The following is a 16,718-nucleotide window of genomic DNA, read 5'->3' as shown; positions in this document are numbered from 1 at the left end:
GGAAAGATATGGGATTTTGCCAACGATATAGTGACGGAGGACATGACACTCTACGCATGGTGGGGTTTACGTCTAGAGTTATCCAGTGATTCGTCCATACACATACAGCGGCCTAGCTGGCCGTATATTACCGGGCCGGATACCATCGACCTTACGGAAGGATATGAAAATCATAATCAGGCGTATACCTTCGGCGGCTACCCGGCGCCGACCTGCGGCATCAGCACGGATAAACCCAATACGGCCAACGCGACCTTTGCCGGGAATACGCTGACCATTCCGTCCGGCCTCGGTGTCGGCTCGTATGAAGTTACGCTTTATGCCACCAATTCGGAAGGCACGAAACCCAAAACCATTACCGTGAACGTGAGCCCGGCCGCGACTATGCCGACAATTACCGGGCTGGATACCATCGACCTTACGGAAGGCTACGCCCGCAAAGACCAGGCGTATACCTTCGGCGGCTACCCGGCGCCGACCTGCGGCATCAGCACGGATAAACCCAATACGGCCAACGCGACCTTTGCCGGGAATACGCTGACCATTCCGTCCGGCCTCGGTGCCGGCTCGTATGAAGTTACGCTTTATGCCACCAATTCGGAAGGCACGAAACCCAAAACCATCACGGTGAACGTGAGCCCGGCCGCGACTAAACCGATAATTAGCGGGCCGGATGCAATCTTGCTTCCGCCCCCATATACGCATGGTGATTATCCATACACAGTGACCGGCTCCCCAGCCACGTACGGAATAACCAATATTTCGTCAAGTCCCGGAAACTTCTTTTTCGATGGGGTAAACCTGTCGATCGATCCAGGCTTGAGCATCAATGACTCACCTTTCACCCTGACGCTGACGGCAACGAACTCCGCCGGCACGGGGACAAAGGATGTCACTGTGTATGTGATCCAGATGGAGCCGGTGTCGTTCGGTGTCGATGAGGGGGATACGCAAAGCCAGATACTTTTTGTAACCGGTGCGGGATCATATACCTTGTCGCTTCAGAACGCACCGGCCTGGGTATTGCTCTCAGGTAATATACTTACCATTTCGCCGCCGTCGGGGACCTTATCAGGCAGTTCACCCGAGGATTTCACGGCGGACATTGTGATTACGGTTTCGGGCGGGGAAACCTATACAAAACCGATATATATCACGGTAAATCCATGAGCGGCAATAGATACCATAATCAAAAATCCTCCATACTTTTCAGTATGGGGGATTTTTTAATGTGCAGGGAAGTATTCTTTCCGTTAGGCTGTGGATAAGTGCGCACGAGGCGCGGCAGGCCGCTCCAGGGGGTATCGCCAGCGGCAGCGCCGCCGCCCTGTCATTGCTACAAAACCGGGAAAAGATTGCTTCGCTGTGCTCGCAATGACACAATAAAGGATTACTTTCGGGAACAACCTTACTGTCGTTGCGAGGAGCACAGCGACGCGGCAATCTAAAACGATAACCCTGATCGCCCTTATAGATGACGCGACGAGGCGGGTATGTCCTGTGTTCACTAATAGAGCTATCTATAATCTTTACGTGCTTTCGTTTATAGGTGTTTATCAATTTACAAGACATGTGAAGTAAAAAAATTATGCCCATCCGCTCTTGCCCCTTTGCCCCGATGCATCCATTAACACTCCGGCAGGATAAAGAAGGAAATATTAATTCTGCAAAGAATATTTTTTTACAGAAGAGATGGCGAACAGGACATGATTTGAATTAATGCTGTCTACTGGTGAAGGGGAGAGTAATATAATGAAGAAATTGTGTTTTTTCTTAATAGGGGTATTAATAGCTCTTACTTTAATCCTTTCGATAGAATTGCCCTCAGCCGCGGCCAAAGTAATATTTTCAGGGCTGTCACACGGCGGCATGTATTATAAAGTTACCCTGGAAGACTTGCAAAACAAAAGCAGTCTTCTTTTGAACTATTCGCACGAGTATACTCAGAAGAAGCTGGGACTGACCAGCCGGACTGTGGCGGAAGAACTTGTAAAGGGAACCAACTTCCCGAATACCATGGCGGCAGATGAAAAGGATGCCCTGATTACCATGGTTCAAGATGCCGTAGGGAAATATATCTCGGCTTTGGGAGGAAACGGCGATGAGGATACGTGCGGTGAGGTCATTGGAGAGGCGGTCTCCTATACGGTAGATAAAACTGATCTGATGGATGCCTATCAAATGGGGGAGGAATTATCCGAGATCGGCCTGTCATGCAACAAAAATCCTGCCGAACTGGCCGAGGTAGTGATGCAGTTTACATTGGACTACATGGTGGCTTATATGAAAAGCGAGGATTTTACCGAAAGCCTGAATGCCTACTGTATAAACCGCTTGCGCTCCATGGAGGATGACGGCTCCATACCTTACCTGGGAGATGCTGAGTCTATCTATAACCATAAGGAAAACGGGCTGTGGCCCAGCTGCACCGAAGGAAAAGGTCTGTATTACCAGGCTTATATTAACGATTACGGGAATTTGACCATAGAATGTCCTCCATCTTATTATTTCCCGGAATACAGCGGAAGCTTTAAAGAGCCCAACCGTATGCAGCTCATGATGCACCGCCTGATACAGTCGCAAATCATGGATTCCAGCCTTAACGCAGAATGGGAAAACCTGGAGAACTACACGAGCTCGGATCAAGCCGTAAAACTGGCCAATTACAAGATTAAACAATTGGAACTGGGTTTGATTCAAGTACACGAGGACTTCTTTGAAAGCCTTTATCAGAAGGAAATTGCTCCGCTTATGGGAATAAAACGGGTTTATGCCAGCGGGCTGGACAAGGCCAACACCCGCCTGGGTCTGGTAGCGCAGAAGGCCGCAGAACTGCAGCAGACTGCAAAGACAGCTGAAGATGCGAAAAGTGCTGCTCAAACCCAACAAGCTCAACGCGATCAAGAATTGGATGCCCTGGTAGCCAGCCAGGCGGTTAATATCCAGGCCACCGAACAACAAATACAGGATACCTTCCAGCAAATGCTGTCCTATTACACACAGAACGACCTCACAGGTTCGGCCGACCTCTCGAGTTATATGAATTTCAAAACCAAGAAGGCGGAATACGATGCCTTGTATGACCATGGCCCCAGGATCACCGGATATATAAGCCGCACGGGGAATAACTGGGTTAAATCTCAATACGGAACCGGGGGAGGTTACAGGCAGCAGGTACTGACCAGGCTGAATGCCTTCGGAAGCGCGCTGGCGCAATTTCAGCAGGCAACGCCGTACTTTGAGGTGCGCTGTTATGAAACCGTCAACAATGAACGTGTTCTGGCTTATACATATACAACACCGGAAAATGAACGGGTTACTTTCAACCCGCTGCGTGCCAAATCCTCTTTTCCATCGGCTTTTACAGCCTGGGAAGACGCTGTTGTAAGCCTTTATACTACTGCCCTGAGTCAAAAGGAGAATTATTCGGACTGGGAAATACAATTTTATCCGGGGTGGGCAGGCGCTTTTGGCTCTGACCAGGTGGCGGGAACAGTAAGCACACTGGGACAGACATTTGAGACAAACCTGGATACTTATGTGAGTGAAGCCGGACAGGCATATTCCAAGATAGCCGCCGATTTTATAGAAAAATGGAAAACCGGTAACGTAAGCAATAGTTATCCAGGAGTTTCAATCAACAGCCTGGTAAACGAGATTCAAGCAGCGGTACAACAGGCCAACAGCAATCCGGTTCTGACATCGTTTGCCTATGGCAGCAGCCTGGATTCGCTTTTTAGCGGATTAAATGAGAATGTCAGAACACAAATCATCAATTTCGACCCGACTCAGGCTGAACAGATGAACATTGATTTTTCCTCCTTGTCGTCTGCACAGATAGCCGATCTCAAATCCAATCTAGGTGTTTTCTTCACCAATGCCCAACAAATATATTCGGCGCTTGATAGCTTCAATGCAGCTTTGCCCGACCCCGGGGCAGTGGAGGCCGCAGCCCTTAAGGCCAGCGAGACGAACGCCATGGCAGGAACCTATATCTTTTTTGGCACCAGCGGCTCCAATCCTCGAACCTATTTGGAAAACGGGTGTTTGTTATCTCCGGAGATTACCCTGGTTCCCGCCTTGCCGCAGTGTCATGAGAGCTTTGACCCGGATGTAGTATGGCGGGAATACCTGGAAGATACCGGATGGCTAAGGGGCTATGGGTATGTCGACTACCAGCTGAAAAAGGGCTATCGCATTCTTAATCATTATTTCGATAATGCGCTTTATATTGAAAAGATGCTGGATCGCGATTACGAATACCAGTGCTATCGGGAACCGATACTTATGGCCCAATGGGCTTCGGATCTTCGCAATTACCTGAAAAACGACTGGCCGCAGGTGGAAACTGAGACATCGAGAATGAACGACTATAATGATGATTATGCACAGCAGGTACATCTGTTGTGCCGCCGCGTGGAAACTATCAAAGGACTGCCGGACAGCTCTTTAAACAGCAGCAGCCTGCTGGCAAGTCTGGGGACTATTCAGACGGTTGCGGACCCCTTCGATATGCAGAATCTAAAGCTCTGGCAGCAGAACAGTCAGCAGCTTTTCAACAACTGGTCACAAACACGGACCCAGGTTTCCTCAAACTTAAGCCAGCTGAAGGAAAACCTCCTGGCAATACTTGAACGGGTGCCGGAAAACCTGCGCCTGGCTACGGCCTATGAACTCATGAAAACAATGGGCGAACAGGAAAATGCAGAGGGTTTTCCTCCCGAGGATGATGAAATATGTTACTGGGAGGACTTCATAGACAAGGTGGAAGACATTTTTACCGTATCTCCTCCTGCCGACTATCAGGTTTTGCTTGCAGCTATGCCTTTGGTGTCAGCTTTGACCGGAGACGAGTTCACACCACCTCAGGGCGTGGAAACCGGCGGGCAGACCAGTACCGGCGTTCCTCCTCTGGCTCCGGTGGCCATCAACCTTGCCCTGTCGGAGCCTGCAAAAGCCACTTTTGCCGAAAGCTACTCGGCATGGAAAAATGCCATATTCGAGGTTTGCGTTGATGGTGAGCCTGTAAACCCGGAAAGCTATACGGTTGCAAACACAAAAGTATCGATTTTGGCATCGGCTTTTTCCGGTATTGGCATCTTCGAGGTAACCATCAAGGCAACCGGATATGCTGAAAACAGCTTCAAGGTGAGGACGATAAAAACAGAAACCCCATATTCATATACTGGTCGGCGCCTGGGGGCCGGGGCTGGGGGACCATCACTGTACAATCTTGCCCAGGAACTCAGGCTGCGCTATACCCGGGTTCCTATTGATGTAAACGAACAGAACTGGAACAACCAGAAAGAACTTGCGGCTAAAGACCAGGATGTGCTGGCCTGTCAGCAAAAAGGAATGATTCCATATATTATTATAAATGCGCGCCACAATAATACCTGGATGAGTGCGGAGCAATTCGGGCAGGCGGTCAACCTCATTGTCGAACGCTACGATGGAGACGGGCAGGATGACATGCCCGGGCTCATACCTTCATCAATGCGGGTTTATGAGATTATGAACGAGTATTCCAGCACCATGGACAGCGTCAACAATCCCCCGGCCGATGTCTTCTGCGCATACTATAAGGCCGCCATAAATGCCGCCAAGGACGCGGATGCAAAATGTTATGTCGCATATGATCCCTTCGATGAGGAAGATACCAAAAAACTGCTTAAAACCGTTCCGGCAGCAGCGATAGATATTATCGCCTGCCATACCTATTCACCTCTTGATGCACCCTATGATGCGGATTTTGATTACTACCTGCCCAACCTGCCCGGCTTCTTGGAAAGCCTTGGCCTGGGAAATCATCCCTCCTGGATTACCGAGTACGCGTTCTATGATCATGCGGGAATGACACCGCCGCCGGCTTACCATGCTGGAGCCACCCAGGAAGACAATGCCCGTTATTTGGTGCAGTCCAGTGTTTATGCCTGGGGTGAGGGCATAGGGGATGTTCTTATCTATACTGAGGTCGAACCGCCCGCTGATGCTGGCAACGATGCGCGTCTGGGCTGGATGGCCATGCTGGATTCCAATGGCAGCAAGCGTCAAATATATTATAGCTGGAAGAAAATGGCGGATATGATAGATGGATTCACCGCTGTTGAGAAATTAAGTATGGATGCTGATATAAGGGGATACAAGTTTACCCGGGGAGGGCAGAAGATTTATGTCCTGTGGAGCAAAGAGGGAACCGGGAATCATACTGATATTACCCTTTCCATTCCGGAGGGAAGAATGGCTGAAATCGTCAGGGCGGTTCCCGATGAATCCGGTAATTTTGCCAGTGAATTAAAAAATGTCGTCAATGCGCAGATTGTTTTGGAGAACCTCGGTGAAACCCCCTTATATGTGAGGGCATATACACCTTCATCAGATAGCGGTATCAGCAATAGTGCCGGTGCGGTTTCGGGCGTTGCCAATAGCGGGACGGCCAATACCAATGTTAATAATCAAAATATTACAGGTGCTGATACAGGCACTTTAAACGCTGCTCCGACGCTTGATAAAAATACCGGTGTAGCAAACGCAAAGATTGATGCGGCAGCACTTAACAGCGCACTTGAGAAAGCTGTACCAAACAGTGACGGCGTCAAGACAGTCAACATATCCATCAGCGCGATTCAAGGGGCTATGGCCTATGAATCAGCTTTGCCCGCAAATATGCTTTCATCCAATTCAAATCAACAAATTCTATTGACAACCAGTATTGCCGCGATAACCCTGCCGGACAATATGCTGCCGCCGGAAATCGCAGCGGGTGCGGAAAGTGTATCTATATCAATTGCTCAGGTAGATACTTCAAGCATGGATTCAGGATTAAGGAACCAAATCGGTGATAAACCGGTTATAGAATTATCATTAAAAGTTGATGGCCAGCCCTATTCCTGGAACAACGACAGTGCTCCGGTAAATGTGAGTATTCCTTATACCCCGAACGAGAAGGAGCTTGCCGACCCGGAACATATTACTGTATGGTATATTGACGGCTCAGGTAATATCATTCCCGTAACCAGCGGAAAATACGACCCGTCAACTGGTTTGGTAAACTTTACGACCACTCATTTCAGCAGGTATGCAGTTGTGTTTGTCAACCGAACCTTTAAGGATCTGGGAAATGTATCCTGGGCTAAGAAGCAGATAGAGGTAATGGCCTCCAAAGGCATCATTAACGGTGTCGCGGAGAACACTTTTATGCCGGCTGGTATTATTACCAGAGCCGACTACATGGTATTGTTGGTAAAAACCCTTGGATTAAGTGCAAAATCTGATAGTAACTTTGATGATGTAAAACCGGAAGCGTACTATTATAAACCTGTTGGCATAGCTAAAAAACTTGGCATTGCGGTTGGTGCAAAGAACAGGTTTGAACCCGGAGAGTATATATCCAGACAGGATATGATGGTACTGGCAGCGCGCGCCCTGGAGAAAACCAATCGGATGAAGCCTGTAAACAGCACCAGCCTGCTTGATAAGTACAATGACCGGTCTGAGATTGCTGTTTATGCCGCTGAGAAGATTGCCAGCCTGGTCAAACAGGGGTTAATCGTAGGCTGTCAGGACAGACTGAACCCTTCTAACCGGACAACCCGCGCCGAAGCAGCCGTATTTCTATATCGGATATACAATAAATAAATCGAGTTTTGCGGTAAACCCATTTAGCAACGGACAAGAGGTGAGGGCTATGGCTGAAATAAAAAGAAGTGGTTCCAGCCTCCATTATTACTCTTTCCGGCTGCGTAAAAAGCTGGAGGGTATTCTGACTGCGCCGGTGACGGTTGTGGAGGCTCCTTCAGGCTTTGGCAAGAGTACGGCAGTGCGTGATTATATCATGGAAAGCCTGCCTGAAGGCACGCCGGTCTATTGGTGGAATGCTGCGGAGGGCGACCCGGTAAATTCATGGGACAGACTGTGCCGCGAGCTTATCCATATTGACTCATCAGCAGGAAAAGAACTGCTTGCCGCCGGGTTTCCAAAGCTTATGTCGGCCTGGGAGATCGGGCAGATCCTCAGGAGCATAAGCTGCAGCACTCAAACTGTGCTGGTGCTGGACGATTTTCAGTATCTGCAGAAGGAACTGCCCTATATCTTCATGTCGGAGCTTTTGTCCTGTGATGTGGACAGGCTGCATATTGTCATCATCACCCAAACCGCCCGGCCCTTTCAACTTTCGTTTTTTGAACAGGCCAAGGTTCACCTAATCCGGGCCGAGGATTTGCGCCTGAATGAAGAGGACGTGAGGCAGTATTGCAGAATGTGCGGCGTTGCCGTTTCCCCAAACGAGGTCAGACAAATATACGAATACACCGAGGGCTGGATTGTGGCCCTCTATCTTATAATATTGCAGATACAGCGGGGGGAAGGCTATTCTCATAGCCTGGGAATCCTTCAGCTGATGGAAAATATCGTATGGAAAAACCTCGGTGATGAAGAGAAGCGGCTTTTGCTTCATATCGCTCCCTTTCCCGGCGTAACCATTGAACAGATTAACTTTCTGCTTCAGGAGCATGAACTGCCCGAAAGAATCCTGGCCCTGCTGGAGGAAACGCCCTTTATCTCTTATGAAACCGATGAACGGCGCTACGTGCCCCATGCCATTCTGCTGGAAACGCTGCGAAGAAGGCTTGCTGCGGCGGATGCCGTGACCAAAAGGCATTGCTTCCGGCGGGCGGGAGACTGGTACGCCCGCACCGGCGACGTCGGTCACGCCATCTCCTGCTACCTTGAGGTCGGAGAATACGAGGCGTTCCTGTCCCTGCCCCTGACCGGGATGACCCTGGTGCGCATAAACGGAACGCCCTTTACCGATGTTGCCGCCCGCATGTTGGAAGAATGTCCCCCGGAGATTAAGCGTAAGCACCCCGTCTCCCTGCTGCGCATTGCCTACGCGCTGATCGGCGCTGATCAAAAGGATAAGGCGGCTAAGCTTTTGGAGGAAATCAGGAATATTATCAAGGATATATCGGACGAAACCAGGCAAAAGGCCCTGATGGGCGAGTGGATGCTGATCAGCGCTTATCTGGAGTTCCCCGATATAATAAAAATGGAGCCTCTCATAAGAAAGGCCGCAGAGATGATCGGAGGCAGGTGCAAAACCCTGACGGCTGAGGAGCCTTTTGCCTTCGGAATGCCCATGATGATCCTTTTCCATAAAACCCCGGGCCGGCTTAAGGAGGAAATTGAAGCGTTATCCAGTGTATCCGGCCTGCTTTCTGTTCTGACCGGCATTAAGAACCGCGGAGAGGTGTTTATGAAGGGGGAAGTTGCTCTCTATCGGAACGATCTTTCGGAAGCTGAGCTTTTGGTTTATCAGGCTGCCTATCATGCCGACGCCGCCGGTCAATGGCCTATCAGGATGGGAGCCGCAAATCTGCTCGGGCACGCAGCTTTCAGAAGGGGAAAACACAGCGACCTGCCTAAATATTTCAAAGCCATAGAGGAAAGCGTGGGCAGCGACGCCCTGAGCCCTTATGTCATGGAAATGCTGCGGGCGGGCGTATATATATGGCTGGAGCTGGGCAAATTGCTGCCCCAGTGGCTTCGTGACGGCAAAACAGTTTATCCCGACGCCCCTTCCTGGGCCAAGCTTTACGCAGGCTATATACATCTTGCAGTTCTATTGCAGGAGCAGGAGTATATACGGCTGCTGGGTACGGCGGAGGTCCTTCTCAAAGAGTGCCGGGAACAGGGTTATCTGATACTCGAGTTATATGTACATATCCTGGCGGCAGCAGCCGCTTCATGACCGGCCAGCAGGATAAGGCGCTGCTCCACCTGCAAAAAAGTCTGGCCGATGCGCTGCCCGACAAGCTTTATTCTCCTTTTATGGAGTTTAAGCTGATGCTGGGCGGTTTATTGGAGCAAGCCCTGGACGCCTTGGGGGAGAAGATGCCGGAGGATGAGACGGCACAGGGACTGATCTACAGCGACAACTGGAAAACGGCCATAAGGCTCATTTCTGAAAGTCAAACCCTGCCTTATGGCCTGACCGAGAAAGAAATGGAGGTGGCCTCCCTGGCGGCCAAGGGGTTCAGCAATAAAGAAATTGCAGCCAAGCTCTTTGTGACTGAAGCAACCGTTAAGTTCCATCTGCGCTCGGTCTTCTCCAAGCTGGACATTGATCGCCGGAGCAAGCTGGCGGGAATTTTAGAATAGAAAAACTATCCTTTCGAACGGGGCGAATTAAAAACCTGCTTTATGATTTAACATAGAGCAGGTTTTTTATAGGAAAGTATGGTTTACAAACGGCTGTGGATAAGTGTACTCGGGGGCGTGGGCAGAGCAATCGTAGAAGTCATCGTGAACGGCAGTACCGCCTCCCTGTCATTGCTGCAAAACCGGGGAAAGATTGCTTCGCTGTGCTCGCAATGACACAATTAAGGATTACCTTCGGGAACAAGCTTACTGTCGTTGCGAGGAGCTCAGCGACGCGGCAATCTAAAACGATAACGCTGATAGCGCGGAGGTCAAATTTGTTCTTGTGTTTCATGGCTAGATTCAGAGGGTGCGAATCGCTTAAGGGGTCTTATTCCATAGGCAAGGAGGTACTTTTGTGAACAACATTCAATCTGTCACTCCGCTGGAGAGCTTCCGGCTGCTGGTGGCGTTCAACAACGGCAGCAGCATCACGGTGGATCTATCCGCCAAGCTGAAAACCGTCCGTTTTGCGGAGCTTTCCGATGTAGAGCTGTTTAACGACGTCAGGGCCGACAAAGCCGGCAGTGAAGCAATCGTCTGGGGAGACGGAAAACTGAAAATACCGCTTTATGAGCTGATTGACGTCGTCATCGGCGACGGATAAACACAAATTAGCCTCTTGGCAATACGAACACCAGCTTATTTTAATCAGATGGAAAGCTCTATGAAGTGCTGTTTTAGCAGGTTTAGAGGAGGGAAGTAATTTGAATAAGGAAGTCAGAATATCAATTGAAGAGACTGCTGTGCCCCAGGTCGGACTCAACACAAAAAAACATGCCAAGTGGTCCATTGCCCTGCGCCTGTTCATGTTTATGGCGCTAATTACAACGTTCGCGTTTATGGTGCCGGATGCGGCAAAGGCCGAAGGTGAGCCTCATCCGGTAGCTGTTTACGTATTTGATAAGCTGGACGCGTATGTGGAATTGGTGCCTGGTCAACACATAAAAGCTGGTGTAGAGGTTCTCATGTCTGATGGAACCTGGAGGTACCCACGTAACGAGACAATTGAGTTTATATCAAGCGATTATAATGTATGTCATGTGGCTCAAGATGGTGAGTTAATAGGGATGGACCACGGGCTTGTTACAATAACCGTTAACGTTAAAACATTTAATATATCAGGGAGTTTCAGAGTTTATTCTCAAAAGTACTATGGTATATCCATAGTGTGTCCGGATCAATATTTGGGCAATAGTTATTTTGGGTACCCAAACGAGCGCAAGTACTATAAAGTGTATGCCAGGCTATACAACGGGGGTTCTGATGATATCACCAGTTTATGCACTTACTCGGTTGATGACCCCGACCTGGTGAACATATCCCAAGGGGGTTATATAACTGTTAGCTTTAAGAATTATTATTCCAGCACCTACTTAAGGGTAAGCTGGAAAGGTATGACAGCTTCTCAATACATGTATATCAATAGCCGGTGGATCCGTTATGAATGTGACGATATAACACTCTCCCCGGGGATGCCTTTGCGGCTGGCGCCAAGGCTTTACTCGCGCAATGGTTACCATTTTATTGCTGCGGACGACTTGTCACAATATTCATCCAGCAACCCGGCAGTAGCCACGGTTGACAGTAAGGGCGTTGTTACCGGCAAGTCTCTGGGTACTGCGGAAATAACGCTAAAGGCTCCGGAGGGACATGAAACCAAGGTGACCGTGACGGTCAATAATATAAAACCACGTTATATTTATTTGGATTTCTTAGATGACTTATCTGAAGAAGATAAATATAAGATCAGTCTAGGGTATCCTCATAGGCTTTTTAAGGTTTTTGCCTACATGGAGGACGGGTCTACACGGGATGTGACAGCCACATGTACTTATGAATTTTCCAGCGACCAGTATCTTACATGGGGGTTTGTCAATTGGGAAAGGAAATTAGAAGCGCAAACTCTTCCTTATATGAATATTCGTTATTTCGATGTAGTAGCCAAAGCCGCGGGCAATACAATGATGACTATAAGATATATGGATCTTTTCCCACCGACGTTCTATTTCAAAGTCATTGCGAATATAGATAGACTTTATATTGAACCCAATCCTCTATGCTTGTATTTGACTGACCCTACCAGACAGTTAAAAGTGACAGCGTATCTAAGTGACGGCACTGTATATAATGTGACAAATGACTGTGACTATTATATATCAAAAGGCGGTAATATAGCCACGGTCACTCAAAGCGGACTTGTTACAGCCACGTCATCAGGTACTGCGGAAGTGACCGTAGAATATAAGGGCCCTTTAAATGTTACCGGAGGACAACTAAAACACACGGGGACTATTTATGTGGCCGGCATTGAGACGAATCCCAGCCGGATCACAGTTAAAAAAGGTTTCACCGGGGCATTTTCAGTGATATACCGGCCATGGGGAGGGGGTAAGGAGGATGTGACAAAGAGTAGTTTCTTATCCTGCACATCCAGCAACCCCGACGTGGCAAGGGTTGATACCGGAGGTCAGATCACGGGCGTATCCCCGGGAAGCGCTGTGTTGACATTTAAATATTATGATATGACCACAACGATGGAGGTAACGGTCGTTGATATTACCAGGTTCTGGTCGAACCCCGTTTCCGTAAACATTGATAACGGTTCAACCAAGCCAATATACATCTTCGCGGTTTATGGAGACAATTTGGAGGAAAGTGAAGTCACCTCATTGTGCAGCTATACGTCAAGCGACACGAACATTGCAACGGTTAACGCAAACGGCGTCGTTACGGGAGTCTATCCGGGCAATGCCGCCATTACAGCCACATTCCTGGATAAGTCTGTTGTTATACCGGTAAAGGTCAATGCAACGCTTGATCATATCACAGTAGCTCCCAAAGAAGTAACGCTAAGTAAGAATGCGGTCTGTCAGTTGGCGGTGACGGCGTATTATACGGACAATACATCAGTGAATATCGTTCCGACAAGGGTCTCTCATTACTCAGGCAACAACGTAGTAGCAGATGTCAGCTCCATAGGCCTTATTACCGGATTTGCCCCGGGCAGTGCGACCATAAGAGTCTGTTATGGCGGCAAGGAAGATACGATGACGGTTAATGTAATCGATAAGGAAGCAGTGCTTCCCACCCTGGAGTCTGACCTTGCCATCTATGACCAGAGTAATATCGGTGGTTATCACACAGACATACCGGTGACCGTGACTAGCAGCGTAAACACCTTGGCTGAGATCAAAAATGGTGTCAATGTTTTGAATCGGGGTACCGATTACACCGTTGAAGGCAATACGGTCACTTTAAGGATGAACTACCTCAACACCCTGGAAAACAGGAAAACAACGAAATTGACTTTCTATTTTACCACCAATGACAGCGAGACAACCACCGCAGAGTTCCGCGTTCAAAAATTTAATACGGACTTAAAATTTACAACGAATTTCGTAGCTGTGGATGCGGAGGGTAACTACTACATCACTGACGCCGTTTATCACAGAATTCTAATGGTACCGGTAAAGGATCAGACCAGGTTTGGAGTATCCATGACCGCAGGGAAGTACTACCTTATTGCCGGAAACGGACAAGGTGACTACACAGGCAATGAAGGCCCTGCTGTCCTGGCGGGAGTATCGCCCACATACGTTGTTGTAGACAATGCCGGAAACCTTTTCTTTAGTGAGTACAACGTAGTGAGGGTAGTGGCAGCCGTTGACGGAACCATATTCGGTATCCCCGTGAAGACAGGCCATGTCTATACAATAGCCGGTTCAAAGGGGACTGGTGAATATTACGGTGACGGGGTGCCCGCGTCGCAGTCAAAATTTGTTTATGCATGTGAATTAGCTCTGGATGCCGATGGTAATCTATATATTGCAGATTATTCAAGTTTCAGGGTACGAATGATTGCGGCAAAGGACCAGACAAAGTGGGGAGTGCCCATGACAGCCGGTTATATTTACACCATAGCCGGTAACGGAACGATGATTGATTCCGGTGACGGAGATATTGCCACCAATGTCGGACTCAATTGTCCGTCTGCCATAGCTGTTGACAAAGACGGCAATATAAATATCGGAACTTTATCCAGTATACGCAAAGTGGACGCCACCACCGGAATCATTAAATCGTTAGTGAAGTTTACATCAGGTTACTCGGGAGACGGAGGAAACGTCTCTCAGGCTAAATTCAATCATATCAAATGCCTGGCGCTTGACCAAATTGGTAATTTGTATATCGCTGACTGCAATAATAACGCAATCCGCATGGTTTCAGCCGTAACAGGAAAGCAGCGGGGCATCGACATGGTTAAGGAATATGTCTACACCATAGCCGCGGATATGTTTAACCCTGTCGGAGTGAGCCTAGATTCCGACGCAATCTGTATATTGCCAATGATAGTGAACAAAGATCTGTGGTGACCCCCTACAATGACACCAGGCTTTCCTGGGTAGCCGGCAAAACCGTAGACACGAATAAATCCAGCTCCAGTGACTCTTCGAGAAGCTCTCCCTGGAGTCAGACTATTAGTGTGTCCGATAATGTTACCACATTATCGGCAAGTGATATTATACCTGTCCAGAGCGGTACATCCGTCATATTCTACGGAAACGACAGCACCTACACAACTCCGACTTCTTCGATTATGGAGATTGAACCCGGAGATAATAACGTTTATGTTAAGACAGTGTCCCAGGACGGTGACAATACGGACTATTATAAGTTCATAATCCAACGCGCAAAATCCAGAGACATTACTTTGGCTACGGTGCTGGGCCAGCCATTCAAAGTAGATAGCAATCAGCATCACGATTATGAGGCAACCATCAAAGTACCCTACGATGTAGCAACGGTAGGGCCGGATGATATTGTGCCAAACGATAAGTACGCCACAGTAGAGTTCTACGGTACCAGCGATTTTGACAATATAACCACTGAAGACGTGAACCTCACGGCAGGCGGCAGTACCGATATTTATTTTGTGATTGTTGCTCAAGATGATAGGTGTTGGTTACGTTACAAGATTACCATCAAGAGGGCGGCAGAATTCAATCGGGCACCTGTACTGAAAAGCGGGGTAAATACCGAAAACGAGGTCAATGTGCTTGTGAACACGCCGTTCACCCTTGATTTATCGACTATTTTTGAGGATCCAGACGATGATCAACTGACCTATTTTGTTGGGAAAAGCGATTCAGGTGAAAAAGAAGCAGATGCGATTTATACCATCACTCCGACAGAAGTGGGTAATACTATTCTGCACTTCGTGGCTTACGATGGGAAGGATTATTCCACAAATTATTATAACCTGCTGCTGAAAGCCGATACGGTGCTTCCGCAGACTTATACCGTAACCTTCGATAAATACGGCGGAAATACGGAAGCAACTCCCAAAACCAAAACGGCTGTATCCGGCGGAAACATAGGCACGTTGCCGACACCCCCCACAAGGTCGGGCTATATCTTTGCCGGATGGAACACGGCGGCGAATGGCAGCGGAAGCATTTTTACCGCAGCCACGCCGGTCACCTCCGACATTACAGTGTATGCCCAGTGGAGAACAACCCCGCCAAGCGATGCGGAAAAGGTGGCGGCGGACAAGGAGGCACTTGAGATTGGTTTTGCCCGGGGCGACAGCGCAAGCTCAGTAACCCAGAACCTGACCCTTGCTGCCACGGGATCAGTTTACAATTCCACCATCACATGGGTGTCCAGTAATACAGCTGTGATAAGCAACAGCGGCGAGGTGATCCGGCCATCATTCTCAGGCAGTGATGCAACCGTAAGTGTAACAGCCAGCGTTTACAGCAATGAAGTATTTGTTACAAAGGACTTCATACTTACGGTCTTGAAGCAGCCATTATCGGCCCTGAAAAGCATTGAAATAGCACGCCCTGCAAACAAGCTGGTATATACCGTGGGCGAATCCCTGGACATTACCGGCCTGTTGGTGATAGGCACCTATAACGACAACTCAATCAGGGTGGAGACCATAACCGCAGATAACGTAACCGGCTTTGACAGCAGCAAACCGGCAGCCAGCCAGGTGCTGACAGTGACCGTAGGCGGAAAGAGCACCACCTACACCGTAACTATAATGCAGGTACCTGGGGCACCGACTATAACCACTGCCAGCCTGCCGGATGGCACGGTAAACACGGCCTACAGCCAGACCTTGGCGGCCACAGGCGATACGCCGATTACCTGGAGCAAAGAGAGCGGCGATCTGCCTGAGGGGCTTTCGCTCTCAGATGGTGGCGTTATCTCGGGAACCCCGACGACTGCCGGAACCTATACTTTTACCGTCAAGGCTGCCAACGCAGCAGGCAGCGACACTCGGGAATTAAGTATCACCATCAACGCGGTGCCGGCAGCAACCCTGCAGAGCATCGCCATCACCAAACAGGCAGACAAACTGGTGTATACCGTAGGCGAACCCCTGGACACTACAGGCATGGAAGTTACAGGACACTACAGTGACGGTTCCAGCAAAAATGAAACTATAACAACAGCCAACGTAACCGGCTTTGACAGCAGCGCCCCGGCAGCCAGTCAGGTGCTGACAG

Annotated in this window: 9 protein-coding genes; all 9 read left to right on the top strand. The window is 49.0% G+C overall.

What is annotated here, in order from left to right:
• The coding region (locus JCM14374_RS13825; RefSeq protein WP_172674223.1) for a hypothetical protein at positions 1-1,170 on the top strand (1,170 nt) is incomplete at its 5' end.
• 61 nt (positions 1,171-1,231) lie between these two features.
• Entirely contained in the window at positions 1,232-1,378 is a 147-nt protein-coding gene (locus tag JCM14374_RS13680) for a hypothetical protein (protein ID WP_157049114.1), read from the top strand.
• A gap of 374 nt (positions 1,379-1,752) precedes the next feature.
• Positions 1,753-7,638 (top strand): S-layer homology domain-containing protein, encoded by a 5,886-nt coding sequence (locus tag JCM14374_RS12035; RefSeq protein ID WP_054697777.1) that lies wholly within the window; start codon positions 1,753-1,755, stop codon positions 7,636-7,638.
• Between the two features lie 49 nt (positions 7,639-7,687).
• Positions 7,688-9,748: a MalT transcriptional regulator family protein gene (locus tag JCM14374_RS12030; RefSeq protein WP_054697774.1), complete on the top strand. Its 2,061-nt coding sequence runs from the start codon at positions 7,688-7,690 to the stop codon at positions 9,746-9,748.
• On the top strand, positions 9,745-10,158 hold the full coding sequence (locus tag JCM14374_RS12025; RefSeq protein WP_054697772.1) for a helix-turn-helix domain-containing protein: 414 nt from the start codon (positions 9,745-9,747) through the stop codon (positions 10,156-10,158). Before JCM14374_RS12030 ends, JCM14374_RS12025 begins: the two co-directional genes overlap by 4 nt.
• A gap of 78 nt (positions 10,159-10,236) precedes the next feature.
• Positions 10,237-10,374: a hypothetical protein gene (locus tag JCM14374_RS13675; RefSeq protein WP_157049113.1), complete on the top strand. Its 138-nt coding sequence runs from the start codon at positions 10,237-10,239 to the stop codon at positions 10,372-10,374.
• 181 nt (positions 10,375-10,555) lie between these two features.
• Complete coding sequence (locus tag JCM14374_RS12020; RefSeq protein ID WP_054697769.1) at positions 10,556-10,804, top strand: DUF2442 domain-containing protein; 249 nt, start codon at positions 10,556-10,558, stop codon at positions 10,802-10,804.
• Between the two features lie 100 nt (positions 10,805-10,904).
• On the top strand, positions 10,905-14,573 hold the full coding sequence (locus JCM14374_RS12015; RefSeq protein WP_054697766.1) for an Ig-like domain-containing protein: 3,669 nt from the start codon (positions 10,905-10,907) through the stop codon (positions 14,571-14,573).
• The coding region (locus JCM14374_RS12010) for an immunoglobulin-like domain-containing protein (RefSeq protein WP_172674222.1) at positions 14,567-16,718 on the top strand (2,152 nt) is incomplete at its 3' end. The genes JCM14374_RS12015 and JCM14374_RS12010, both read left to right, overlap by 7 nt.

Source organism: Syntrophomonas palmitatica JCM 14374 (assembly GCF_001311885.1).
Lineage (GTDB): Bacteria > Bacillota > Syntrophomonadia > Syntrophomonadales > Syntrophomonadaceae > Syntrophomonas_A > Syntrophomonas_A palmitatica.
This window is presented reverse-complemented; position numbering and strand designations above follow the sequence as displayed.

Bases quoted from the DNA above. Each gene is read 5' to 3' on its own strand.
- JCM14374_RS12025 (WP_054697772.1), top strand. From the start codon at position 9,745: ATGACCGGCCAGCAGGATAAGGCGCTGCTCCACCTGCAAAAAAGTCTG.
- JCM14374_RS12035 (WP_054697777.1), top strand. From the start codon at position 1,753: ATGAAGAAATTGTGTTTTTTCTTAATAGGGGTATTAATAGCTCTTACT.
- JCM14374_RS13675 (WP_157049113.1), top strand. From the start codon at position 10,237: ATGGTTTACAAACGGCTGTGGATAAGTGTACTCGGGGGCGTGGGCAGA.
- JCM14374_RS12030 (WP_054697774.1), top strand. From the start codon at position 7,688: ATGGCTGAAATAAAAAGAAGTGGTTCCAGCCTCCATTATTACTCTTTC.